Origin of the sequence: Bradyrhizobium centrosematis, from assembly GCF_045571495.1 — a bacterium.
Taxonomy (GTDB): Bacteria; Pseudomonadota; Alphaproteobacteria; order Rhizobiales; family Xanthobacteraceae; genus Bradyrhizobium; species Bradyrhizobium centrosematis.
The window spans coordinates 4771251-4794873 of record NZ_CP120703.1 but is presented as its reverse complement, the minus strand read 5'-3'; the positions used below and the strand labels follow the sequence as shown (position 1 = coordinate 4794873).

Annotated in this window: 18 protein-coding genes; 8 read left to right on the top strand and 10 right to left on the bottom strand. The window is 64.6% G+C overall.

All coding sequences use genetic code 11. The features are described from left to right. Positions 1 to 32: 32 nt before the first annotated feature. The 6 genes from P6U31_RS23100 to P6U31_RS23075 form a co-directional block, all read right to left on the bottom strand. Entirely contained in the window at positions 33 to 1427 is a 1395-nt protein-coding gene (locus P6U31_RS23100; RefSeq protein WP_407184081.1) for an FAD-linked oxidase C-terminal domain-containing protein, read from the bottom strand. 62 nt (positions 1428 to 1489) lie between these two features. Then, the gene (locus P6U31_RS23095; protein WP_407184080.1) at positions 1490 to 2374 is read right to left on the bottom strand and encodes an intradiol ring-cleavage dioxygenase; all 885 of its coding nucleotides are present in this window, start codon (positions 2372 to 2374) and stop codon (positions 1490 to 1492) included. Between the two features lie 14 nt (positions 2375 to 2388). Continuing rightward, entirely contained in the window at positions 2389 to 3291 is a 903-nt protein-coding gene (locus P6U31_RS23090; RefSeq protein ID WP_407184079.1) for an NAD(P)-dependent oxidoreductase, read from the bottom strand. A gap of 21 nt (positions 3292 to 3312) precedes the next feature. Continuing rightward, positions 3313 to 4686 (bottom strand): amidohydrolase family protein, encoded by a 1374-nt coding sequence (locus P6U31_RS23085; RefSeq protein WP_407184078.1) that lies wholly within the window; start codon positions 4684 to 4686, stop codon positions 3313 to 3315. 4 nt (positions 4687 to 4690) lie between these two features. After that, positions 4691 to 5770: a maleylacetate reductase gene (locus tag P6U31_RS23080; RefSeq protein ID WP_407184077.1), complete on the bottom strand. Its 1080-nt coding sequence runs from the start codon at positions 5768 to 5770 to the stop codon at positions 4691 to 4693. Continuing rightward, positions 5767 to 6090 (bottom strand): Dabb family protein, encoded by a 324-nt coding sequence (locus tag P6U31_RS23075; protein WP_128924919.1) that lies wholly within the window; start codon positions 6088 to 6090, stop codon positions 5767 to 5769. Before P6U31_RS23075 ends, P6U31_RS23080 begins: the two co-directional genes overlap by 4 nt. A 107-nt stretch (positions 6091 to 6197) precedes the next feature. Between P6U31_RS23075 and P6U31_RS23070 the strand changes: the two genes are divergently transcribed. From P6U31_RS23070 to P6U31_RS23050, 5 genes are all read left to right on the top strand, one after another. Continuing rightward, positions 6198 to 7121, top strand: coding sequence for a LysR family transcriptional regulator (locus tag P6U31_RS23070; protein ID WP_407184076.1), 924 nt, complete (start codon positions 6198 to 6200; stop codon positions 7119 to 7121). Positions 7122 to 7134: 13 nt separating this feature from the next. Beyond that, positions 7135 to 8580: a xylulokinase gene (gene xylB / locus P6U31_RS23065; protein WP_407184075.1), complete on the top strand. Its 1446-nt coding sequence runs from the start codon at positions 7135 to 7137 to the stop codon at positions 8578 to 8580. Between the two features lie 131 nt (positions 8581 to 8711). After that, entirely contained in the window at positions 8712 to 10235 is a 1524-nt protein-coding gene (locus P6U31_RS23060; protein WP_407184074.1) for a sugar ABC transporter ATP-binding protein, read from the top strand. Further along, the gene (locus P6U31_RS23055) at positions 10228 to 11265 is read left to right on the top strand and encodes an ABC transporter permease subunit (protein WP_407184073.1); all 1038 of its coding nucleotides are present in this window, start codon (positions 10228 to 10230) and stop codon (positions 11263 to 11265) included. Before P6U31_RS23060 ends, P6U31_RS23055 begins: the two co-directional genes overlap by 8 nt. An 89-nt stretch (positions 11266 to 11354) precedes the next feature. After that, on the top strand, positions 11355 to 12302 hold the full coding sequence (locus tag P6U31_RS23050) for an ABC transporter substrate-binding protein (RefSeq protein ID WP_407184072.1): 948 nt from the start codon (positions 11355 to 11357) through the stop codon (positions 12300 to 12302). Positions 12303 to 12420: 118 nt separating this feature from the next. On the opposite strand, the gene P6U31_RS23045 is transcribed toward P6U31_RS23050, so the two are convergent. The 3 genes from P6U31_RS23045 to P6U31_RS23035 all read right to left on the bottom strand — a co-directional run bounded on the left by P6U31_RS23045 (position 12421) and on the right by P6U31_RS23035 (position 16716). Then, positions 12421 to 13956: a hypothetical protein gene (locus P6U31_RS23045; protein ID WP_407184071.1), complete on the bottom strand. Its 1536-nt coding sequence runs from the start codon at positions 13954 to 13956 to the stop codon at positions 12421 to 12423. A 26-nt stretch (positions 13957 to 13982) separates the two neighbouring features. Then, the gene (locus P6U31_RS23040; protein WP_407189920.1) at positions 13983 to 15158 is read right to left on the bottom strand and encodes a glycosyltransferase family 4 protein; all 1176 of its coding nucleotides are present in this window, start codon (positions 15156 to 15158) and stop codon (positions 13983 to 13985) included. A gap of 211 nt (positions 15159 to 15369) precedes the next feature. Then, a complete protein-coding gene (locus P6U31_RS23035) occupies positions 15370 to 16716 on the bottom strand; it encodes a lipopolysaccharide biosynthesis protein (protein WP_407184070.1) in 1347 nt (448 codons plus the stop codon). 404 nt (positions 16717 to 17120) lie between these two features. Between P6U31_RS23035 and P6U31_RS23030 the strand changes: the two genes are divergently transcribed. Then, positions 17121 to 18344, top strand: a complete 1224-nt coding sequence (locus P6U31_RS23030) for an FAD-dependent oxidoreductase (protein WP_407184068.1) — start codon at positions 17121 to 17123, stop codon at positions 18342 to 18344. A 28-nt stretch (positions 18345 to 18372) separates the two neighbouring features. On the opposite strand, the gene P6U31_RS23025 is transcribed toward P6U31_RS23030, so the two are convergent. Beyond that, complete coding sequence (locus tag P6U31_RS23025) at positions 18373 to 19509, bottom strand: GNAT family N-acetyltransferase (protein WP_407184066.1); 1137 nt, start codon at positions 19507 to 19509, stop codon at positions 18373 to 18375. A gap of 275 nt (positions 19510 to 19784) precedes the next feature. Here P6U31_RS23025 and P6U31_RS23020 point away from each other — a divergent pair, with 275 nt between their 5' ends. Both P6U31_RS23020 and P6U31_RS23015 read left to right on the top strand, forming a co-directional pair. Beyond that, the gene (locus P6U31_RS23020) at positions 19785 to 20780 is read left to right on the top strand and encodes a Bug family tripartite tricarboxylate transporter substrate binding protein (RefSeq protein ID WP_407189919.1); all 996 of its coding nucleotides are present in this window, start codon (positions 19785 to 19787) and stop codon (positions 20778 to 20780) included. Positions 20781 to 21075: 295 nt separating this feature from the next. Further along, positions 21076 to 23343, top strand: coding sequence for a TonB-dependent receptor (locus P6U31_RS23015; RefSeq protein WP_407189918.1), 2268 nt, complete (start codon positions 21076 to 21078; stop codon positions 23341 to 23343). Positions 23344 to 23623: the final 280 nt, after the last annotated feature.

The following is a 23623-nucleotide window of genomic DNA, read 5'->3' as shown; positions in this document are numbered from 1 at the left end:
TTGCTCATGCCTTGTCGCTCATGTCTTGTCGCTCATGCCTTGGCTCCGCCTGAGAAGATCTTTCCGGGGTTCATCAGTCCGTCCGGATCGAGGGCGGTCTTGATTGATCGCATGACGTCCACGGCCTCGCCGAGCTCATCGGTGAGATAGTCGATCTTGCCGAGCCCGATGCCATGCTCACCCGTGCAGGTGCCGTCCATGGCGATGGCACGGGCAACCATGCGGGCCTGCAGCGCCTTGGCGCCTTCGCTCTCCTCGGGCTTTGCCGGGTCGATCAGGATCAGCATGTGAAAGTTGCCGTCGCCGACATGGCCGACGATCGGCGCGGTGAAGCCGTGCTCGTCCGCATCGCGCCGCGTCTCGGTCAGGCATTCCGCCAGCCGCGAGATCGGCACGCAGACATCGGTGATCACTGCGCGGGCGCCGGGTCGCAGGCCGAGGCCTGCATAGAGCGTGTTGTCGCGGGCGTGCCAGAGCCGGCTGCGGTCCTCCGGTGCCTTGGCCCAGGCAAAGCCATGGCCGCCATGATCGGCGGCAATCGCCTGCGCGGCTTCGGCCTGCTCGGCGACCGAGGTCTCCGAGCCGTGGAATTCGAAGAACAGGGTGGGCGCTTCGCGATAGCCGAGTTTTGCGTAAGCGTTGATGCCGCGCATCATGACGTCGTCGAGCAGCTCGATCCGCGCGACCGGAATCGCGGACTGGATCACGGAGATTGCGGTGTCCACGGCATCGTGCAGGCTGTCGAAGCTGCAGACCGCCGCCGAGATCGCCTGCGGCACGGGGTGCACCTTCAGCGTGATCTCGGTGATGATTCCGAGCGTGCCTTCTGCGCCGACGAACATGCGCGTCAAATCATAGCCGGCCGCTGATTTGCGCGCCCGCCTGGCGGTGCGGATCACGCGGCCGTCGGCCAGCACCACCTCGAGGGCCATGACATTGTCCTTCATGGTGCCATAGCGCACCGCCATCGTCCCGGACGCACGCGTCGAGGTCATGCCACCGATCGAGGCGTCGGCGCCGGGATCGATCGGGAAGAACAGTCCGGTATTGCGCAGCTCGGCATTGAGCTGCTTGCGGGTGATGCCGGGCTGCACCACGACATCCATGTCGCTGTCGTGCACGGCCAGCACCTTGTTCATGCGTGCGAAGTCGAAGCAGACGCCGCCGGCGACGGCAGCCGCATTGCCTTCGAGCGAAGTCCCGGCGCCGAACGGGACGATCGGCATGCCCGCGCCCGCGCACAGCTTCACGATCTCGGCGACCTCCTGCGTCGTCTCGGGGAAGACGACGATGTCGGGCGGCAGGCTCCGATAATGCGACTCGCTCTGCCCATGCTGATCGAGCACGCCGCGCGCGACGCTCGCGCGCGGGCCGATCATGCCGGTGAGGCGATCGGCCAATATGCTCGTGCTGACCCGCGGTCCCATCCTTAAGCTCTCTGTCTGCTCCGATCGCGGACTCTTGCCGGTCCGCTGCGTTGCCGTCCGGCTTAGGCGGCTCTTGCGTTGCTCGCAACCTGCTTCAAACCGAAATCGTAGTTGAGATGAAAATACGCGCGCTCCACCATGCGACCATCCGGCGCACGGCCGGCGGGATGGCTTGCGAATTCGCGGATCAGGCTGTCCTTGACGCCAAACACCACGTCGCTGTCGAGATATTGGTCGCCGGCAACGAACACGTGCGTCACCAGCTGCTCGAAACCAGGCGCTGAGATCATGAAGTGCACATGCGCCGGGCGCCATGGATGGCGTCCCTGCGCCTCCAGCATCTCGCCGACCGGCCCGTCATGCGGAATGGGGTAGGCGGCCGGCTTGATCGACCAGAAATGAAAGCGGCCGTTGGCGTCGGTGTGGAAGCGGGCACGCATGGCGAGATCGCCGATCCGGTCGAGCTGCTGCACGTCGTAATAGCCGTCGTCGTCGGAGTGCCAGACGTCGACGACGGCGCCTGCGAGCGGCTTGCCGTCGACGGTCGAGACCGAGCCGGTGACCAGCATCGGATTGCCCTCCATCGGGCCGGAGATATCGTCGCCGCTGTTCTTCTCCGGCGCGGCCTGGACAAAGAACGGCCCGAGCACGGTGGTCTCGGTCGCGCCTTCCGGGATTGGATGGTTGATCGCATCGACCAGCATGGAGACGCCGAGCGTGTCCGAGAGCAGGATGAACTCCTGGCGCTTGTCGTCGCACATGTGCCCGGTGCGGGTCAGGAAGTCGATGCCGTATTCCCATTCCTTCTGGGTCGGACGCACCTCGCGGACGAAGGCATGAAGGTGTCGAACCAGCGCTTCGCTGACCTGCTTGATGCGCGGGTCGGTCGCGCCGGCGATCCGCTCCAGCACGGCGTCCGTGATCGTGGTCTCGTTGAAGTTGCGCATAGGAGCTCCGTGGATCAGAGTTTTGGCTCGCCGAGGCCGGACAGCCGTTCGAGATGCTTGACCGTCGCGATGAAGTCGGTGTCGCCGTCGCCCTGCGCGACCAGCGAGCCATAGGTTTCGCGCACTTGCGCTGCGAGCTGAAGCGGGACGCCGACGGCGTGACCGGCACCCAGGATCAGGTCGAGGTCCTTGGCCATCTGCTTGCAGGAGAAGGTCGACTCGAAGTCGCGTGTCCTCAGTGGCGCGGTCTTGTACTTGACCATGGGGGAGGCCACCGCACTGTCGTCGAGCACCTTCAAGATGTCCTGCCAGGCAATGCCGCCCTTGCGCGCCAGCGCCAGGCTCTCCGCCATCATCGCCGCCGACACGGCGATCATCAGATTGACCGAGAGTTTTGCATAACGCGCTTCCTCGGCGGGGCCGAGATAGGTCTGGGCGCGGGTGAAAGCTGCGAACAGCGGCTTTGCGCTATCGAAGGCGTCTTTCGGTCCCGAGACGAAGCAGGTCAGAGCGCCAGTGTGAACGATGCTGGCGTTGCCGGAGACCGGTGCGCGAAGGTAGAGAATGCCGCGGGACTGCGCGGCGGCAGCAACTTCGGTGGAGGCCTCGACGCTCACCGTGCTGGTCTCGATCAGAACAGCACCGGGCGCCATCGCGGCGATGAGGCCGGTGGGGCCGAGCAGCGCGCCGCGCAAGGCGGCGTCGTCGGGCAGGGAGGTGATAACCGCGGCCTTGCCGCTCACCGCCTCGGCGGGCGATGCGGCAATCGCAATGCCCTGCGCGCGAGCCTCGCTGATCCGCGCCGCGCTCTGATCGAACGCGGCCACGGTGTAGCCGGCCCTGGCGACGAGCAAGGACATCGGCAGGCCCATCTTGCCGATCCCGATGAAAGCAACATTCTTCGAAGCGTCTGTCATTGTTGTTGTCCGTTGGCGCCTTCAGGCGGCGCGCTCCTGTCGTTCAATGTTCTGCACCAGCCGCCGGCCGGATTGCGCCAGCAGTTCCTTCTTCGTCTCGAGTCCCTCGACCAGCAGCCGGCCGTTCCGCTTCTTCCAGGCGCCGCCGATCATCACGGCCTCGATATTGGCAAGGCTCGTCTGCATCACCACGGTCGCGACGGGATCATGCACCGGATGGAGATTGAGATCGGAGGCGTTGATGATGACGAGGTCGGCCTGCTTGCCCGGGGTCAGCGAACCGATCTGGTGCTCGCGGCCGAGCATGCGGGCACCTTCCGTCGTGATCCAGCGCAATGCCTCGCGCACCGGGATGGTCGTGGTCGCCGGAATGGTGCCGCTGCTCTTGCGCGACTCGGCATTGTCGAGCGCCCGCTGCATCGATAGCGCGATGCGTGCGGCAGAGAAGAGATCACCGGCCAGCACGGATTCGAGATCAATGCCAACCGTCGGCCGCACGCCACGCCTGAGCAGACGTCCGGTGATCGGAAAGCCATGGCCCTGAATCATCTCGTTCTCGGGCGTGACCGAGAACGAGACGCCGAGATTCACGAGACGATCGAGCAGATCATCGGACAGATCGTTGCCATGGACGATGTTGACGCTCGGGCCGACGAGACCAGCCTCAATCAGTTTTTCCCAGCCGCCGGGGGTCTTGGCCGGGCCGCCACCCTGATGCATCGATGCGGTCAGCCTGAGCTCCCGCGCCAGGCGAAAATCCTGCATGGCGACGTCGAGCGTCGAATAATGCGGGCCGAGAATGGCAAGCCCGAGCGTGACGAGGCCGTCGCGGTCGGCGAGAGGGCCTGCCAGCAGCCGCTCGACCTCGCGGCGCGGATGCGGCACTTCCGAGAAATGCGGCTCGCCCGGTTTCGGCTCCGGCTTGGGCGAGCCGTGGAAGAAGGCGGCGCGGATGCCGCTCTCGATCAGCCCGCGCACGGCGGCGTCGGTGTGATCGGGCGTCGGATTGTTGTGGCACCAGTCGACCAGCGTGGTGACGCCTTGGTTGATCTGGTTCAGCGCGCCGACGAGCGTTGCGATGTGGATGTCTTCGGGCCGGAATACGGTCGCGAGCCCGGCATGCATGCGGCGGAAATATTCCAAGAGCGTCCAGTTCGCGGCAAAGCCGCGCAAGCCGGTCTGCCAAGTGTGCATATGCGCGTTGATGAGGCCGGGAATGACGATACGGCCCGTGCCGTCGATGATATCGGTTTCAGCAGCCCCGCTGCCGAGATCGATCGAAGGGCGCATTTCGACGATGCGGCTGCCCTCGACCAGCACGTCGCAGGTCGCGAGATCGCCGATCGCGTCATCCATGCTGATGACGGCTGCGGATCTGATCAGCGTGCGGCGCATCGCCTCAAGCCGCCGCTTTGATCGCGACCGGGGGCTCGCCGGCCCAGGCGCGTGCAATCAGCTCGCGAATGGCGTTTCGGTCGAGCGGACGCGGATTCCAATAGGCGTTGGTGACGGCGAGATCGGCCGCCTTGTCGATGCCGCCCTCGGGCATGCCGATGTCACGTAGCGCCAGCTTGGCACCTAGTCGCTTGGCAAGGTCATAGAGCCCCCGCGCTGCATCGGTCGTGCCGATCGCGCGCGAGATGCGCGCCATCGCGTCGGGCACATCAGGCGCGTTGTAGGCCAGCGCATGCGGCAGCACGATGGTGTGGGTCTCGGCGTGCGGCAGGTCGAAGGTCCCGCCGAGCGTGTGACAGAGCTTGTGGTGCAGCGCCATGCCGACGGTACGGAGGCAGACGCCGCACAGCCAGGCGCCATAGAGCGCTTCGGTGCGCGCCTCGCGGTCGTCGCTTCTGGCGGCAATCGCGGGCAGGGCGCGGGCCAGCGCACGGATGCCTTCTTCCGCCATCAGCGAGGTCACGGGATTGGCGTCGCGTGCGTAGAGCGCTTCTACCGCATGGGCGATGGCGTTGATGCCCGATGTCGCAGCCAAGCTCGGCGGCAGCGTCAGCGTCAGATCGACATCGTAGATCACGGTCTCGGGCAGGATCGCGGCATCGCGCACCGTGGTCTTCAGGCCGTTCTCGGTCTGGCCGACGATCGGCGTCATCTCGGAGCCGGCATAGGTGGTGGGAATGCAGAGCTGGTTGACGCCGGTGCGCAAGGCGAGCGCCTTGCCGAGGCCCGTGGTCGAGCCGCCGCCGAGCGAGACGACGCAGTCGGCCTCACACGCCTTCATCGCCGCGAGCGCGCGCTCGGTGACCTCGACCGGCGTGTGCATGGTGGCGCCTGGAAAGATACCGGCATAGAGCGGGCCGAGCGCGGCCCCAAGGCTCTTGCCTTGCGCCTCCTGCTGGGGCGTCGTCAGCACCAACGCGCGCTTGCCGCCGAGCCGCTCGACCTCGGCCTTGGCGCTAGTCAACGTTCCGCTGCCGAACACGACGCGGCAGGGCAGATTTTCAAAGGTGAACGAACCGATCATGCGCCGGTCTCTTTGATGGGATAATCGACCTGGAAGCGTCCGATCCGCAAGTCGCCCAAGGCCTCGCGGACCCGCAGATGTTCCGGATGGTTGGCATAGGCGCTGAGCGCTGCCTGGTCGGTGAACTCGGAGAACAGCACCACGTCGCAAGCGTAATCGACATCGCTGACGTCCATGCCGACTTCGATATGAGTGAGGCCGTCGATCCGGCCCTTGAGGCCCTCGAACAGGGTCTTGACCTTGAGCCGGGCAGCGGACCGCTCCGCGGGGGTCTCCCCGCGCAGCCGCCACATCACGATGTGCCTGATCGGGCCCGACATTTCCTGATTTCCTCGCCTGCCATTGTGCTTTGTTGGAAGTATTTTGCCTTGCAGAAATCGGAATTAAAGGTCAAAATTTGTAAGTCTCTTTTCCTGTTTCCGCAAAAATGGACCGGCTGCTCCAACTCGAAGTCTTCTCCAAAACAGCCGAGCTCGGCAGCCTGTCCAAGGCTGCCGAAATGCTGCGGATGTCGAACGCGGCCGCCAGCCGCCATCTCAGTGCGCTGGAGGAGCGCCTTGCCGTCCGGCTGATCGAGCGCAACACGCGCCGGCAATGGCTGACCGAAGCAGGGCAGGAGTTGTTGCAGCGCTGCAGCACGCTGCTGAACGAGCTTGCCGAGGCCGAAGACGCCGTCTCCGACCGCGCGCTGTCGCCGAAGGGGATGCTGCGCGTAACGTCTTCGCTGTCCTTTGCGATGATCTATCTCGCGCCGATGCTGCCCGCCTTTCGCGCGCTCTATCCTGATCTCAGCGTGCAGATCATCAGCGCGAACCGCTATCTGGACTTCATCGAGGCTGGTATCGACGTCGCGATCCGCACCCGGGAGCACGAGCCGGATTCCAACATCATCGTGCGCCGCATCGGCCAGATGCACCGCGTGCTGGCGGCGGCTCCGTCATATCTGGAGAAGCACGGCCGGCCTGAGCATCCGGCGGATCTCGCCCGTCACAACATGCTGATCTACAACCTCGCCAACGATCCCTATTCGCTGCGGCTGAGCCAGGGCAGCACGACGCAGACGGTTCGGATCGCGCCGACGCTCGACAGCAATGATGGCCAGATCATCTGTGGTGCGGCGCGTGCCGGGCTGGGCATCCTGATCCAGCCGCTCTACATCGTGCAGGGCGATATCGCGGCCGGCCGGCTGGTGCCCGTGCTGAGTGACTGGCAGCTGCCGTTACTGACCATGAACATCGCCTATCAGAACCGCGTCAGGCTGCCGGCCAAGATCAGGGTCTTCTCGGACTTCCTGGTCAGCCACATCCGCGAGCATTCGGAGCCGGGGATCTGGATCGACGCGGCGAAGTGAGCGGGAAGCACCCATGTATCTCGGCATCGATCTCGGCACCTCCGCAGTCAAGACCGTTCTCGTCGACGATGCCCAGCGCGTGATCGCAAGCGAGAGCCGGCCGCTGACGATCGCCTCGCCGCAGCCGGGCTATTCCGAGCAGGACCCGGCGCAGTGGATCGATGCGGCCTTCGCCACGCTGGATGCCCTGAAGGCCTCGCATGCCGGCGCGCTGGCGGCGGTCAAAGGGATCGGGCTGTCCGGCCAAATGCATGGCGCCACGCTGCTCGATGCGAGCGCGAAGCCGCTGCGGCCCTGCATCCTCTGGAACGACGGGCGCGCAGCTGCAGAGTGCCGTGTCCTGGAGCAGCGCTGGCCGGCCTTGCGTGCGACGACGGGCAATAAGGCGATGCCGGGATTCACCGCGCCGAAACTGCTCTGGATCGCGACGCACGAGCCTGACGTCTTTGCGGCGACCAAGCTCGTGCTGCTGCCAAAGGCCTATCTGCGCCTGGTGCTGTCAGGCGAGGCCGTCGAGGACGTCTCTGATGCGTCGGGATCCCTGTGGCTCGATGCAGCGCGTCGGGACTGGTCGGACGCGGCACTGGCCGCGACCGGTCTGTCGCGCCAGCACATGCCGCGCCTGGTCGAAGGATGTGCGCCCGCGGCGCGGCTGCGCGGTGAGCTCGCGCGGCGCTGGGGCATGGCCGGACAGCCCGTGATCGCGGGTGGCGCCGGCGACAATCCGGCCGGCGCCGTCGGCATTGGCGCGATCGAGCCGGGCACCGCGTTCGTATCGCTGGGAACCTCGGGCGCCTTGCTGGCTCCGACCAACACAATAGCCGCCAACCCCGATCGCGTCGTGCACACGTTCTGCCACGCCATTCCCGGCATGTGGATTCAGGCCGGCGCGATCCTCTCCGCCGCCTCCTGCCTCGCCTGGGCCGCGCGTCTGTTCGGCGTCACCGAAGCCGAGTTGCTGGCACCGCTTGGCTCGCGCCCGCAGGCGCCGTCGCCGGTAAGCTTCCTGCCTTATCTCGCGGGCGAGCGTACGCCGCACGACGATCCCGCCGTGCGCGGCATGCTCGATGGTTTGAGCCATGGCACCGATCGCGCGGCGATCGTGCAGGCGGTGCTCGAAGGCGTTGCCTTCGCGCTGGCCGATTGCCGCGACGCGCTCGCGGATGCCGGCATTGCGATTGGGCAAGCCGACGTCATCGGCGGTGGCTCACGCTCGGAGTTCTGGCTCTCGGTGCTGGCCAGCGTGCTCAATGTTCCAGTCCATCGCTTTGCCGGCGGCGAGACCGGCGCAGCGTTCGGTGCGGCGAGATTGGGGCGACTTGCTGTCACTGGTGAGGCGATCACCACCGTCTGCACGCAGCCGCAACGCATCGAGACGTTCGAACCTGACGCCGGGCTGACCGATGCCTATGCCGAGCGGCTTCCCGCCTGGCGCGAACTGTATCGCCGACGCCACTAACCCCGCCGCGATGTTGCATTCGGCAGTGTTCGGTATTGCCCTGGCTTGCGGTGTTTTGTTTAATGGGTGAGCCGCGCTGACAAAACCGATTGAGACGCGGGTAGGAAACGCATTGTGCGCCGGGAGGCACGATGAACGATCCGATCCTCGAGATGCGTGGGGTCTCCAAGACCTTCTTCGGCATCAAGGCGCTGCGGGCTGTCGATCTCACTGTCTATGCCGGCGAAATTCATGCGCTGATGGGCGAGAACGGCGCCGGCAAGTCGACGCTGATGAAAATCCTGTCCGGCGCCTACAGGCCTGATCCCGGCGGCGAGATCCGCATCGAGGGGCATCCGGTCCGGATCGAAGGTCCGCTCGGCGGCCGCAGCGCGGGCATCTCCATCATCTATCAGGAGCTGTCGCTCGCGCCCAATCTCAGCGTCGCCGAGAATATCTATCTCGGGCGGGAGATCTCGCGTTCGGGCTTGCTGGCGCGCGGCGTCATGCGCGAGGGTGTCGGCCCGATCCTGAAACGGCTCGGCGCGGACTTCCTGCCCTCGACGCTGGTGGCGCATCTCTCCATGGGCCAGCGGCAACTGGTCGAGATCGCGCGTGCGCTGCACGCGAGATCGAAGATCCTGATCATGGACGAGCCGACCACCGCGTTGTCGGCCGCCGAGAGCGAGCGGCTGTTCGCGCTGATCCGCCAGCTCCGCGCCGAGGGGCTTGCCATCATCTACATCTCGCATCGCATGGACGAGGTCTACGCGCTTGGCGACCGCGTCACCGTGCTGCGCGACGGGCGGCTGGTCGGCTCGCTCGAAAAGTCCGAGATCCGCGCCGACACCATCGTGCGGCTGATGGTCGGGCGCGACGTCTCCTCGTTCTACAAGAAGGACCACGATCCCGAGGCGGGGCGGGGACATCCCGTGCTCGCGGCAATCGACATGGCCGATGATCAGCGCGTCAAGGGCTGCTCGCTCACCGTGCATGCAGGCGAGGTGGTCGGCCTCGCCGGCCTGATCGGCGCGGGCCGCACCGAGCTCGCGCATCTCATCATCGGTGCCTCCCCCAAAACCTCCGGCCGACTCGAGTTGGAGGGACAGCCGGTCGAGATCCGCAATCCCGGCGAGGCGCTCGAAGCCGGGATCGCTTATCTGACCGAGGACCGCAAGGCGCTCGGCCTGTTCCTCGACATGTCGTGCCTGGACAACATCAACCTCGCGGTGCTCGGCCGCGATGCCAAGCTCGGCTGGTTCCTGGATCGTGACAAAGCACGCGAGCGCGCCGACAGGGCATTCGCTGGCCTCAGCATTCGCGCCGCCAATGTCGGCGTCCTGGCCGGGGCCCTGTCCGGCGGCAACCAGCAAAAGGTGCTGCTGTCGCGGCTTCTAGCCATTGCGCCGAAGGTCCTGATCCTCGATGAGCCGACGCGTGGCGTCGATGTCGGTGCCAAATCCGAGATCTATTCGATCATCGACAATCTGGCCAAGGCCGGCACCGCGATCCTCGTCATCTCGTCCGATCTGCCCGAAATCATCGGCATCTGCGACCGCGTTGTCGTGATGCGTAGCGGGCACATCGCCGGCGAGGTGACGCGCGGTCCCAATTCGCCGCTGACGCAGGAAGACATCATGGCGCTTGCCACGGGGATGGAGCATCTCGATGCCTGACAATGGTGCAGCGAAGGCCCAGCCCGCCGCGACGACGAACGGTGCTGCCGCCGAGACGAGGCGCCAGCGGGTCAGGGTGCTGATCAGCGCGCTCGGCATGCTGCCGGTGCTGCTGATTCTCTGCATCGGCTTTCATTTCCTGTCCGAGGGCCGCTTCTTCACCGGACAAAATCTCGGCATCGTGCTGCAGCAGGCCGCGGTGAACACCGTGCTCGCCGCGGGCATGACCTTCGTCATCCTCACCGGCGGCATCGATCTGTCGGTCGGCTCGATCCTGGCGGCCTCCGCGATGGCCGGGTTGACGCTCTCCAAGCTGCCGGAGCTCGGAACGCTGTGGCTGCCGGCGTCGCTGCTCACCGGCCTCGGTTTCGGAATTGTCAACGGCGCGCTGATTGCGCTGCTCCGCCTGCCGCCTTTCATCGTCACGCTCGGCTCGCTGACCGCAGTGCGCGGCCTGGCGCGGCTGCTCGGGGCCGACACCACGGTGTTCAATCCCTCCATTCCCTATGCTTTCATCGGCAACGGCTCGCTGACACTCGTTCCCGGTGTCGCCTCGATCCCGTGGCTCTCGGTGATTGCCTTGCTCGTCATCCTGGTCTCTTGGCTGGTGCTGCGCCGGACCGTGCTCGGCGTGCACATCTATGCGGTCGGCGGCAATGAAAGCGCGGCGCGGCTGGCCGGCATCAAGGTCTGGGCGGTGCTGATCTTCGTCTACGGTGTCTCCGGACTTTTCGCCGGGCTCGGCGGCGCCATGCAGGCAGCGCGGCTCTACGCGGCCAACGGCCTGCAGCTCGGCCAGTCCTACGAGCTCGACGCGATCACCGCCGTGATCCTCGGCGGCACCTCGTTCGTCGGCGGCATCGGCTCGATCTGGGGCACGCTGGTCGGCGCGCTGATCATCGCGGTGCTGTCGAACGGCCTCATCCTCATCGGTGTGTCCGACATCTGGCAGTACGTGATCAAGGGCCTCGTGATCATCGGAGCCGTGGCGTTGGATCGTTACCGGCTGCAGGGATCGGCCAGGACCTGAGAGCCTTGGCGCGTGCCCGCGCGATGCGAATTCCGTTGCGGCAACTGGTCTGCCGCGCCGGGGACGAAGACAGACCAGGGAGGAAGTCCATGTTGAAGACGATCATGCTTGCCGGCGCCGCGACAGCGCTTGCCCTGACCATCGCGCCATCCTTCGCCAAGGAGCTCAAGTCGATCGGCGTCTCGCTGGGATCAATGGGCAACCCGTTCTTCGTCGCGCTGTCGAAAGGCGCCGAGTTCGAGGCGAAGAAGACCAATCCCAACGTGAAGATCACGACGGTCGGCTTCGAATACGATCTCGGCAAGCAGGTCACCCAGATCGACAATTTCATCGCGGCCGGCGTCGATCTGATCCTGCTCAACCCCGGTGATCCCAAGGCGATCGGGCCGGCGATCAAGAAGGCGCAAGCCGCGGGCATCGTCGTCGTCGCGGTCGACACAGCGGCCGAAGGCGCCGATGCCACCGTGACCACGAACAACGTGCAAGCCGGTGAGATCTCCTGCCAGTACATCGTCGACAAGCTCGGCGGCAAGGGCGACGTCGTCATCGAGAACGGGCCGCAGGTCTCTGCCGTGATCGACCGCGTCGTCGGCTGCAAGAACGTCTTCGCGAAGAATCCCGGCATCAAGGTGTTGTCGAGCGATCAGGACGGCAAGGGCTCGCGCGAGGGCGGTCTCACCGTCGCGCAGGGCTATCTGACCCGCTTTCCCAAGATCGACGCCATCTTCGCCATCAACGATCCGCAGGCGATCGGCACCGATCTTGCGGCGCGCCAGCAGAACCGCACGGGCATTGTCATCACGGCGGTCGACGGCGCGCCCGATATCGAGGCGGCGCTGAAGGACCCGCAGTCGCCGCAGATCCAGGCCTCTGCTTCGCAGGACCCGTTCTTCATGGCGCGGCGGGCCGTGCAGGTCGGGGTCGGCATTCTCAATGGCCAGAAGCCGGCCTCGACCGTCGAGCTGCTGCCTTCGAAGCTGGTGACCAGGGACAACGTCGCCGAGTACAAGGGCTGGACCTCGGATCGCTCTCAATAGGTCGCGGCTCCCGGCGACATTCGAACGACAAGGTGATCGACCGTGGCCTCGCCGCTGCGCTGACAATGGGTCAGCGCGGCGGCCGTCTTGGCCAAGGAGGGCAGGGACGGCCGCCGCTTCAGCCGGCGGTATAGGGGCTGGTTCGCGCAGGTGACACGATCGATGGCAATCTGCTCGCGAAGGCGCGGGTCTTGGGTTGGATGTGCGATCCGTCGATCACCTCGAGCCGGCCGCAGCGGTTCAGGGTGTGGAGCTTCCTGCCGGGCCACAGCGGTCCCGGTTTCAAAGAATGGCGAACGACTTGCTTGAAGGTCGTTGGCGACAGTTCGACCACCTCCGCCAGCGCGAGCGCCGCGCCGTATCCGTCGGTGCAGTTCTGGACCGGGCGCCACAATTTGTCATTGATCGTGACGAAATTCCCCGCCGGCCGCGTGCTCGCGCGGTCGATCAGGACCGGATTGCTGGCGTGGGGCAACCAGGGCCCCAGGAGGTGATCGGCATAATAGATCGCCAGCGAGTCCGAGTAGCCGCCAGTTCCGTCGCGCCAGGCTCCGAACAAATAATGCAGGCCGTTGTGCCGCGTGATCGTGACGTCAGCCAGCTCCAGCCCTGACAGCAGCGTCGCGTGCCGCTCCCATTTGTCAGGGAATCGCACGCATCTGTAGAGAGCAACGTCGGCGTGGATCGAGCTCTCCGGGATCATCCACAACTCGCCACCGTCTTCGATCAGAAACGGATAGGAGAGGTGCCAGGGCTCTTCCAGCACCGGCACGACATCGCCGGTCGGCCCGTCGGCACCGAACTCGATCGCCGAGATCATGCCCTTGCCGACGCGATGGTCGAGGTCCTCGAAGAAGACGAATGTCCGCCCCTGCCAGGTGATCGGGAACGGGTCCGCGTAAAAGTGGTTGCCCGGATCTGCCAGAACGTTCCAGCTTGGCCCAGAGAGATCTCCGGTCTGCCAGACGCCCGCATTGTCATTGAAGCGCCATCCGATATGCCAATGGGGGGCATAGCAGCAGAGGCGATAGATCTCCTTGGCGATCGAGGCGGCAAGGCCGCGCGCGACGTAGCCAATGGGGCCGTGGCGCGAGCCGTTTCCGGCGGGGCGCGCCAGCTGCGGCACAATCCGCGGCCTTCCCGACAGGATCGCCGCCACCATGGTCAGTGTTCGCGCCATGACGGTTTCGAGCGCGCCGCTGAGGCCTGCGGCAATTTCGCTGGATGGATGACCGCGATCGACGACCGAGCCATCGACCTCGTTGACGATGTCGATCACCGGCAGGTCGCCGGCCAGAATGGCGGCGAGCGCGGCATTTTCGCCTGCAACTCCATTGAACAGCGGACGGAGATAGAGCCGGGCGGAGCAGTTCGGATCGCGCGCGCCACCGGTGAAATCGACGATCACGTCAGCAGTCGCGGTGCGAGCCCGCATCGGTTCCGGAATGTTGGTCAGCCGGTTGGCGCCGCTCGGCTTGCCCTTGTGCAACACCACGCGTTCGAGCTCGAACAGGGCGTCGAGGCCCGCGGGTCGCGGCTCGGCCGTTGCAGCCCACGCGATTTGGACCGGAACATCCCGGCCGTTGACCGACAGCGTCTCGCGGTTCATCCACCGCCGCGCGTACGCGCGTTCACAGCGAAACTCGATGATCATGTCGAGCCCGTTTCCATGGTATCAGGTCAAATGACCTGGCCGAGAATTCGAACGTATTCCTCCACCATGGCATCTACCGAATAGCGCAGCCTCAGGCCTTTGGCGTTTTGTCGCAGCTCGTCGCGCAAACGGTGGTCCGTCAGCAGCGTGGAAACGGCCGCCGAGAGCTTCGCATGATCGGCGGCATCGACGAAGAGGGCAGCCGGCTTGCCCTCATAGGACAACACCTCGCGCAGGACCGGAAGATCGGTGACGACCGACGGCACACCGGCGTTGGCAGCCTCGACCGCAGCCAGACCGAAAGTCTCGGCCTTTGTCGGGAATACGAACACATCCAGACAGGCGAGAAAGTCCGCCATCCGGCTGGGAGGAATTTCCCCGAGCAAATGCAGCCTGTCCGACACCTTCAGGTCATCCGCCAGCTGTCTCAGCCGGGCCTCGTCGGCGCCCTGGCCGGCGAGCGCGAGGTGCCAGGAAGGTTCATCCGGCAGCAGACGGATCGCCGCATCGAGCCGCTTGTGCGGATGCAGCCTTGCGGCGCAGCCGAGCAGGACGCGGTCGGCCGGCAAGTTGAACTCTCGTCGGGCCGCCTCCTTCGACAGGGTGAGGGCCTTGTCATCGAAGCCGTGCGGCACATGCACCATGCGCGACCGGTAGGCCGCGGGATAGCGCGAATATTCGCGCTCCATGTCCTGCGAATTGAGCGTGATGCGGTCGAAGAAGCCGAGGCTGCCCATGGCGATGTCGGCAGTGCGAAGCGGCCAGCTCATCGCCAGCGCGGAGGAAACCTGATTGGCGACGACCGGTGCGCGACTGACGAGGCGCGTCACGCCGCCGCCGATGATGTTGCCGAAATGCTGGAAGGTCAGGACGGCGTCAGGCTTGACCGTGCGGACGTGACGGCCGAGCGTCCACAGCATCTGCAACAGCGCTATCGGGTTGCCCGGCCGCCTCGGCGTGCAATAGAGCGTATCGGGCGGCTCGTCGAAAGAATCCGATTTGCGGAAGAAGAAGAGGTTGGTGACGCGGTGGCCGCGCGCGGTCAGCCCGGCGCCGAGCAGCCGGGAGATCTCTTGCGCACCGGCGTTCTCGGCCTGGGTTTGCGCGAGAAGCACGTGGAGTTTTCGTCCGCCGCCGTTCGACCGCGCGAGGTCGGTCGCGGTGGTCTCGCCCAGTTCTTTGTTCGGCTGATAGTGGAGCACGGATCCCCGACCCGTTAGAAACGAAATCTTCACCTTCTTAACTCCGTACCTATCACGCGGGTATCGCGCGGACACCGACTCGAAACAAACGAAGTTAATGCGCGGCTTGCCCGTCGACATCGTTCGTGCCGTTTTTTCGCTGGTTCCCGAACGATGATCGGGGAGCGCGTTAACCAATCGGTCTTGCGCGCCGCCGATGCGTGAACGCCGGCTACTCAGCGGAGTCGGCGCCGCGGACCGCATAGTTGCCGCGTTTCATGGCGGTGAAGCGCAGCAGCACTAGAATTGAAGGATCGACCCCCGATCGCCGGCGGCAGAGCACGTTCAGGGCAATGGTCGCGAGTGCAAGCGACACTGTGGCCGAGATCGCGGCGCCTAGCACGCCAAGCCAGGGAATGAGGACGAGAAATCCCGCGAGCCGCAGTGCGACGTTGGCGGCCACGACAGGAACATAGATTCGTTCATGGCCGGTCAGCTGCAGGATCGCAGCGGACGGGCCGCCCGCAGCCTGGATGGCCGTTCCGATAGCGAGCACGATCAGCACCGAATGCTGTTCGGTAAAATGAGGTCCGAACAGGTTGAGGAGATAAGGGCCGCCGATCCAGATCGTGGCAAGCCCGGCGGCCACGCAAAGCGCGGTTACTTCCGCCATCAGCCGCAGCGTTCGCTCGAACTCCAGATGGTTCTTGCTGAAATACAGCGATGGCAGCCGGCGCGCGCCGAAAGTGTATAGCGCGGCGGACACCATGGCGAAGATGTTGGCGAGGCGCGAGGCGGCAAAGTAGATTCCGGCCGTCGTCGGATCCAGCATCCAATAGACCAGGATCACGTCGAAATACTGGTTCGCGACCTCGAGAATGGATGCGAGCCAGAAATGAAGGGTGCTCGACCGCCAGCGGGACGTTTCGGAACGGGCTGCGGTGCCGCGCAAATTGGGCAGCGCGCGCGCCGTTGAAACGATCTGCGCGGTCAGTCCGACCGACATGGCAATGGTCATTACCGCGAACAACTCGGCGGGATCGAGTTGCCGGTGCGCGAGCAGCATCACGACCAGGAAAAGAACAACGATGACCCGCCAGAAAAACTCGCGATTTCCCTCGCCCATGAGAATGCTGACCAACGATCGTGCAATTTGGCTGCCGAGCATCACGCCTGCGTTCACGGCCGTGTAGGCACAAGCCGCGAGTATGAGGAGCCAACCGTCGCCTCTCATGTTCGCCACCAGAGCGATGCCAACGGTCACGGTCAGCATGGCGAGTGAGACAATCTTGAGGCTCGACAGGAGGACGCCTTTGGTGAGATCCGGTCTGCCGCCGACCTGATACTCGTTCAGGAAGCGCACCAGCAACGATTCCTGGCCGACCAGTCCCACGACGGCGGCGATCTGGGCAACCGAAAGCCAGGTCGCAAAGATACCGAAGCCGTCGGGCGACATCGTTCGTGCCGCCAGCGAGAACAACGCAAACGCAAGCGCGCCGCTGCCGACCTTGAGGAGGATGGTCCCGACAACACCGCGCGTGACGTCACGCCGCAACAACTGGAGGATGGATTCGATCATGGAAGTTTAAGGAGCCGCTCTCTCCCGCGGAGACAAGTTCCGATGTTGACGACAACCTAGCATGTCGGAAAATCGCGAGGGTTAATGCGCGAGGCCCAGAATCCTGGCAGCGACGATATGGTCGCGAGGTCCGTTGCTTCACTGTGGAACATCGTCGTCCTCATTGTCCCGGATCGAGCAAGGCCGGCTCGAACCATGTGACGGCATGCCGCCGCGACGCGCCTGCGCTGCCCGCAACCGCAATTTACGGGGAGTCCCGAGCAAGGAGCGTGCCGCCCTCGTCGGGATGGCCGCACTTTGCTCCGTTAACCTCGATATCGAGAAATGATCGCGTTTGGTCCTGTGATGCGACATCAGGCCGGGGAATTGCAGGTACGACTTTGGTTGACGTGGGAGCCTGGATCATGACGGCGGACAGAACTGAGAGCGAGCCGCTTGCCGCAGCCGACAGTTCGAGAACCGTTGCGGATATCGCAATCGTCGGCGGCGGCCTTGCCGGATCGCTCGCGGCGGCCATGCTGGCGCGGGCAGGGCACCGCATTGCCCTGATCGACAAGCGGGCGGTCTATCCGGACGAGTTCCGGGTCGAAAAGATCGGCGGGCATCAGCTGGCGATGCTGCGCAAGCTGGGCTTTCTCGACGCGCTCGAGAATGCCGCCTGTCGATACGATCAGGTGCTCAATATCCGGGAAGGCAAGGTGGTCGATGTCAGCGTCGGCCAGGCTTACGGATTTCCCTATGCCGATCTGGTGGCCATGGCGCGCAGCCAGATACCCGATCCATCCAGCCTGATCGTCGACGAGGTCATCGCGATCAGCTGCAGCGACGACCTCCAGCATATCGAGCTGGCGTCCGGACGAGGCGTGACGGCGCGCCTCGTCGTGCTCGCCACGGGAATGGCGGGAGTTCTCGGCTACAGGCTGGGCATCAGGCGTCGCGTGCTGGCGGAGCGGCACTCTGTTTCGTTCGGCTTCACGATTGCCCGCCGGGACGGTCGCCCGTTCGATTTCGAGGCGCTGACCTGCTATGGCGAGCGGACGGCGGACGGCATCGACTATCTCAGCCTGTTTCCCGTCCGGGCCGGCATGCGCGCCAATCTCTTCATGTTCCGAGACCCGACCGATCCGATCATGCGCGAGCTGCGCCGCGAGCCGGAAGCGACCGTCTTGCGTCTGCTGCCGGGATTGCAGCCCTATCTCGGCGATTTCAGCGTCATCGACCGGGTCCAGAACTGGGTGATGGACCTGACCGTGGTTGAAGGACACCTCCAGCCCGGCGTCGTGCTCATCGGCGATGCGTTCCAGACCAATTGCCCCGCGGCCGGCACGGGCGTTGCGCGTCTGCTGGTGGACGTCGATCGTCTTTGCACCGAATACGCGCCGCGATGGCTCACGACATCAGGCATGGGCCGGGATAAGATTTCGCAGTTCTATTCCGATCGCGACAAGGTCGTGGCGGACCAGCAGTCCCTGAAGATGGCGCGCTTCCGCCAGGCCCTGACCTCCCGCAACGATATCGGCTGGGATGTCCGGCGCCGGCTGCACTTCCTGCGGCGCAGCCTGACGCACCGTGTCGATCAAATGCATCCGGGCTGGCTTGGACGCGTTCGCGGGGCGCTGCGCGCCTGAGCGTTGCGGCGCATCGCCCCCCGCCGGATCAGCGCGTGAGCGTCGGGGTGCGGGCGAGCAGGAGCCGCCAATCGGCTAGTCGCTTGGCTGCCAGCTTCAGCCACGGAGCCTGCTTCAGCGCGAACAGAGCGATGGCGCCCGCGGTGCTGCCTACCTGTGTGACCGCCCACATCGGCGAAGGCCGTGCGCCGAACAATCTCTTGTACGGCTCGTCACCAATGGTGAAATCGAGCATCTGATCTCCGCGCTCGATGCAAGCCCGTGTCACTTGCTCGAACATCAGCGCGCCGAGAGACTGGCTCTTGTATCCGGCAATGTCGAAGGCGCTCATGATGACGAGAAAGCTGCCCCGATGACATAGTCCGAGCACGGCAGCAATCACCTCGCCGTCCATCTTCATGGCGTAGAGGCGCACAAAGCTGCCGAGACCACGAAGCGCCACGTCGGAATAGAAGCGGAAATATTCGGGACGCTGGAGCAGATCGCCGTCGCCTTGCGCCTGAAAGCTAGGACCGCGAAATCTCTTCATCACCTCCAGCGCCTCGAGGACGGAGGCGCTGTCGTTGCAGCACGAGAAGCTCAGCGTGCCCTTCTTCTGGAGCTGGCGGTATTTCTTTGCGAGCTCCTTCTGATAGGAGCGATCGATCGCACTGCTCCGCCACTGCTCGAACGGCGCGACGAGAACCGTGGCGTAGGCATTGGTATCCATCGCCACGCGGCGGGGCGCAGCCAGAAGGTTTTCGATCGGAAGCCGCCCGTCGGGCAGCTTGGTCATTCGGAACAGATCGAAGGGACGAACGAGGCGCCGAATCTCCGCGCATGCCCCCGCGTCGTCGAGCAGCTGCGAAAACACGTCCGGGCTACAAACCGGGGCCAGATAGTCGGAGACGCGCAGGTCGGCGAATTCGACCGTTCGGATCGGGCCGCGCCGGATGCGGAGCAAGGGCAACACCATCGCAAGGGCTCGCGTGGCGCGGTGGCGGACCACGACGACCAGAGGTGTCGCACCCGCGTCGGAGGCGAGCCTGGTATAGAGGCTGTGCAGCCAGATCGGATGCTGGAACGCGGTGGCGGCCGAGTGCTCGAACAGCTCCGTATATTCCGCAGACAGAAAGTCGAATGACGGCTCAATGGCGACGTCGAATGTGTTGCTCAGCTTGGTCATGCGCAATCAACAATTCGCGAGGATCGATCGAGCCCCGGCCGCGCTTTATAGCAGCGTCGTTACGAGCTCGACACCGGCGGCGGGCGCTTTGCATTAATGCGCTCAACGCGGTTCGTATCGTTACCAATTTCTTAAACGATCTGTCAGGCGCGGGGATTCGGGCCGCCACCGGCGTGCGCCCGTTGCCTCGGCAGTGCAGGGCAGCGATCTTCCCGCGCGGATTTTCAGATATTCCCAGTCGTGTAACATGGTCGCACGGTCCTGAATGCGAGACGATGTCCCTCTTCTCACGACGAGAACTGCTCGATATGGCGGCGCGGGTCGCGGCGCTCGCCGCCTGGCCCGCTGGCGCTGCCGCTGATGATTACCCGTCCCGGCCCATAAGGCTGGTCATTCCCTATACGGCCGGCGCCGCGGGCGATCAGATCGGCCGTCCCTGGGCCGAAAGGACTGCCTCGCTGCTGGGACCGATCTACATCGAAAATGTCGGTGGCGCTGGCGGTGCGATCGGCACCGCCGCGGTGGCGCAGAGCGCACCCGACGGCTATTCCCTTCTGCTCGGCAATGGCAGCACCCAGGTGATGATTCCGTTGTCTTCGGCGCAGCCCGCCTATGACGCGGTCCGTGATTTCCGCGCCATCTATCGCTTGATCACCAGCACGCTTGCATTCGCGGTTCATCCTTCCTTGCCGGTGAAGGATCTGCGGGAGCTCGTAGATTTTGCCAAGGCTAATCCGGGCAAGCTTTCCTACGGCACCCCGGGCGTCGGCACCGGCAACCATCTCGTGGGGGAGATGTTCAAGCTGCAATCCGGCCTCGCAGCGGATTTCGTCCACGTGCCCTATCGGGGCATGGCGTCGGCGACCAATGATCTGGTGAGCGGACAGATCTCCGCGGTGATTGCGGTGGTCTCGAGCCAGCTCCTGCAACTGCATCATGCTGGCAAGCTGCGGCTGATCGCCGTGACGAGCGATCGACGCTTGAGCGGCGCGCCGGAAATTCCGACGGTGATCGAATCCGGCATGCCCGGCCTCAGCTATGCCGGCTGGTTTGGCTTGTTCGCGCCAAGAGCGACCCCGGATGCGATCGTGGAACGGATCGCTGCGGCGACCCGCACCGTGATGGCCGATCCTCGATTGCAGGAAAGCTATCGTTCCCAAGGTCTGGAGCCGGACATCGATTCGGGTCCCGACAAGTTTCAGCGACTGGTCGAAGACGAGCTGGTCCACATGGCTCCCATCGTCAAGTCGATCGGGCTCAAGCGCGACTGACAGCGATAAGCGCACGCCGTGTGGGCATTGCTGCGGCATGCGACCGCACCGATTTGGAATCATCCAAGCGCGTTTTGAATCGTTCCAGACGTTTGCCTCACGGTCGGCAATGATCGAGGCATTCTAAGTCGCGGCGCGCGCATTTGCGTTGTCGTCACGATGGCGTCTTCTTAAAGAGGCGATGCGTGCCGGCCGAGTTCGGAGACAAGGGCATTTTCGATCCACGGTCGCTGCGGATTGAGCGCATTGCCGCGTTACTGCGGGTTGCGCGCCATTGAAGAAGGACTTCCTGGGAATGCGACGTCGGGGTGGGGTTGGGACGCTAGCGCGCTTTGCTGCGGCGCTGCTGGGTGGAGTGGCGTTGCTCACGTGGTTCGAACTACCTGCTCGATCCCAAACGCCGCAGGGCGGCAGCTCACTTCCACCGGTGACTGTCGAAGCTCCGGCGCAACAATCGGCCCGTCGCGCGCCGACCAGGCGAAACGAGGTCCGGGCCCGATCGGCGTCGCGGCGCCCGCCGCAAGCTCAAACCGCCCAGACTGTCGCAGCGCGATCGCAACCGGGTGTCGTGCCCGCCTTTGCTGGCGGCCAGGTCGCTCAAGGGGCGCGGCTGGGAGTGCTCGGAAATACCAGCACCATGAAGTCACCGTTCAACGTGACGAGCTACACGGACAGGTTCATTCAGGACCAGCAGGCGGCAACGGGGGCGGACGCCTTGATCCTCGATCCGTCGGTGCGAAGCTCCCATCCGACGGGCGGCGTGGTGGACTCCTTCAACATTCGCGGATTCCCGATCAACGAAGGCAACAATGGCGAATTCGCCTTCGAGGGTCTTTACGGAATCGCGCCGACATATCGCATCTTCACGGATTACGTCGAGCGCATCGAAGTGCTCAAAGGTCCCTCGGCGGCGCTCTCGGGCATGGCGCCCAATGGCGGCGTTGGCGGCGTCATCAATGTCGTGCCCAAGCGTGCCGAGGAGGATTTGACCCGCTTGACCGCAAGTTACGGCTCGACCGCACGCTTCGGCGGTCACTGGGATGTTGCGAGGCGCTACGGGGATGGCAGGGAGTGGGGCGTGCGGGCCAGCGGGAGCGTGCGTGACGGCGACACACCCATCAACCGCCAATCCGAAACGACCGGCGTCGGATCGCTGGCCCTCGACTATCAGGGCGAACGGTTCAGGTCCTGGCTCTATCTCATCGCACAAACCGATCGGTTCGATGCGCCGTCACGTCCATTTCTGATGGCTCCCGGCCTGCAGGTGCCGAAGGCGCCGGACGGCAAGCTGAACGTGACCCAGCCTTGGGAATGGTCACGCATCAACGACCAATCTGCTTTGCTGCGAACCGAGTACGACGTTAGCGATCAGGTCACGCTGTTTGCAGATGTCGGCGGCTCCAAGACCAATGTCGAGCGGTTCTTCGGCGTTCCGACGATCATCAATACGAGCGGTGACACGACCTCGACTCCACAGTTCTTCGGCCTCAGCATCGACCGAACCACATATGATGGTGGCGTTCGCGCCCGCTTCGATACAGCCTTCGTTCATCATTCCGTCGCCTTCCAGGCCTCGGTCTATCGCGACGCACTGTACCGGCGGCTGACCAACGGCAGCCTGGTGACGTCGAACATCTACAATCCGACCGTTGCGCCGACTCAGTTCGCCAACGAGATCAGCGATCGCCCTCGGCTTTCGGACAGCGAGCTCACGGGGTTTTCGGTTGCCGACACCTTGTCCGTGCTCGACGAGCATGTCCTGCTGACCTTGGGTGTTCGGCGCCAGGGTATCGAGGCGCACAACTACCTCTCCAACGTCGGGACGCTGAGCTCGTCCTATGACAAGAGCGCGGTCACGCCGGTGGTCGGCCTCGTCGTCAGGCCCCTGGACAACATCTCCCTGTACGCAAACTACGTCGAAGGTCTCGCCCGGGGCGACGTGGCTCCCCAGAACGCATCCAATTTCGGTGAAGTGCTGCAGCCTTACGTCGCCAAGCAGTACGAGGCCGGCATCAAGGTGGAGTTCGGTCGGATCGCAACCACCTTCAGCGCTTTCGAGATATCGAAGGCGAGCGGCGAACTGTCCGCCGGGCGTTTCGCTGCGACCGCCGAGCAACAGGTCCGTGGGCTCGAATTCAACGTCTACGGCGAGATCATGCCGGATGTGCGTGTCCTCGGAGGCATCTCGCTGCTGGACGGCACCCTGACGAAGACCGCCGTCGCAGCCAATGTGGGCAACACCCCGATCGGCGTGCCGAACATTCAGGCCAATATCGGGGCGGAGTGGGACCTCCCGTGGATGCGGGATCTCACCTTGAACGGAGCCGTCATCTACACCGGCAGGCAGTTCGTCGATAGCGCGAACAAGCAGCCGATCCCCGAATGGACGCGGCTCGACCTCGGTGCCCGCTATACCACCGCGATCAACGGCAGGAAGACGGTCTTCCGCGCCAACATCCAGAATGTGACCGGCGAGAGTTACTGGTCCAGCGTGGCTTCCTTTGGAACATTCTTCCTGGGCGCACCACGCACATATCTGCTGTCGATGACCGTCGACATGTGATCGCGGCCCTTGCAATTGCGTGAAGTGCTGCCGGGCGCGTGACGGCGCGGTCGTGGGAACCGTCGGCGTCAGCGCGGCTCTGCCGACCGTCAAGTTGACGGTCGAGGTGGATAGTCGCTTGCCAATAGACGCGCCGCCGCCCGTTCTGCGGCGGTCATGGGCTGCGCAGAAAATGCTCCGCTAAATCAATGCGATGAGCTCTATTCCTGGGTGCTCTACGGCGGCGCGGCCGAAACTGGCGCGGCTCTTGCTCTTGTCAGTATGAGAGTTCTTGATAAAC

Excerpts from the sequence above, each read along its gene's own strand:
- P6U31_RS23100 (WP_407184081.1), bottom strand. The coding sequence starts at position 1,427 with ATGGGACCGCGGGTCAGCACGAGCATATTGGCCGATCGCCTCACCGGC.
- P6U31_RS23095 (WP_407184080.1), bottom strand. The coding sequence starts at position 2,374 with ATGCGCAACTTCAACGAGACCACGATCACGGACGCCGTGCTGGAGCGG.
- P6U31_RS23090 (WP_407184079.1), bottom strand. The coding sequence starts at position 3,291 with ATGACAGACGCTTCGAAGAATGTTGCTTTCATCGGGATCGGCAAGATG.
- P6U31_RS23085 (WP_407184078.1), bottom strand. The coding sequence starts at position 4,686 with ATGCGCCGCACGCTGATCAGATCCGCAGCCGTCATCAGCATGGATGAC.
- P6U31_RS23080 (WP_407184077.1), bottom strand. The coding sequence starts at position 5,770 with ATGATCGGTTCGTTCACCTTTGAAAATCTGCCCTGCCGCGTCGTGTTC.
- P6U31_RS23075 (WP_128924919.1), bottom strand. The coding sequence starts at position 6,090 with ATGTCGGGCCCGATCAGGCACATCGTGATGTGGCGGCTGCGCGGGGAG.
- P6U31_RS23070 (WP_407184076.1), top strand. The coding sequence starts at position 6,198 with ATGGACCGGCTGCTCCAACTCGAAGTCTTCTCCAAAACAGCCGAGCTC.
- xylB (WP_407184075.1), top strand. The coding sequence starts at position 7,135 with ATGTATCTCGGCATCGATCTCGGCACCTCCGCAGTCAAGACCGTTCTC.
- P6U31_RS23060 (WP_407184074.1), top strand. The coding sequence starts at position 8,712 with ATGAACGATCCGATCCTCGAGATGCGTGGGGTCTCCAAGACCTTCTTC.
- P6U31_RS23055 (WP_407184073.1), top strand. The coding sequence starts at position 10,228 with ATGCCTGACAATGGTGCAGCGAAGGCCCAGCCCGCCGCGACGACGAAC.
- P6U31_RS23050 (WP_407184072.1), top strand. The coding sequence starts at position 11,355 with ATGTTGAAGACGATCATGCTTGCCGGCGCCGCGACAGCGCTTGCCCTG.
- P6U31_RS23045 (WP_407184071.1), bottom strand. The coding sequence starts at position 13,956 with ATGATCATCGAGTTTCGCTGTGAACGCGCGTACGCGCGGCGGTGGATG.
- P6U31_RS23035 (WP_407184070.1), bottom strand. The coding sequence starts at position 16,716 with ATGATCGAATCCATCCTCCAGTTGTTGCGGCGTGACGTCACGCGCGGT.
- P6U31_RS23030 (WP_407184068.1), top strand. The coding sequence starts at position 17,121 with ATGACGGCGGACAGAACTGAGAGCGAGCCGCTTGCCGCAGCCGACAGT.
- P6U31_RS23025 (WP_407184066.1), bottom strand. The coding sequence starts at position 19,509 with ATGACCAAGCTGAGCAACACATTCGACGTCGCCATTGAGCCGTCATTC.
- P6U31_RS23020 (WP_407189919.1), top strand. The coding sequence starts at position 19,785 with ATGTCCCTCTTCTCACGACGAGAACTGCTCGATATGGCGGCGCGGGTC.
- P6U31_RS23015 (WP_407189918.1), top strand. The coding sequence starts at position 21,076 with ATGCGACGTCGGGGTGGGGTTGGGACGCTAGCGCGCTTTGCTGCGGCG.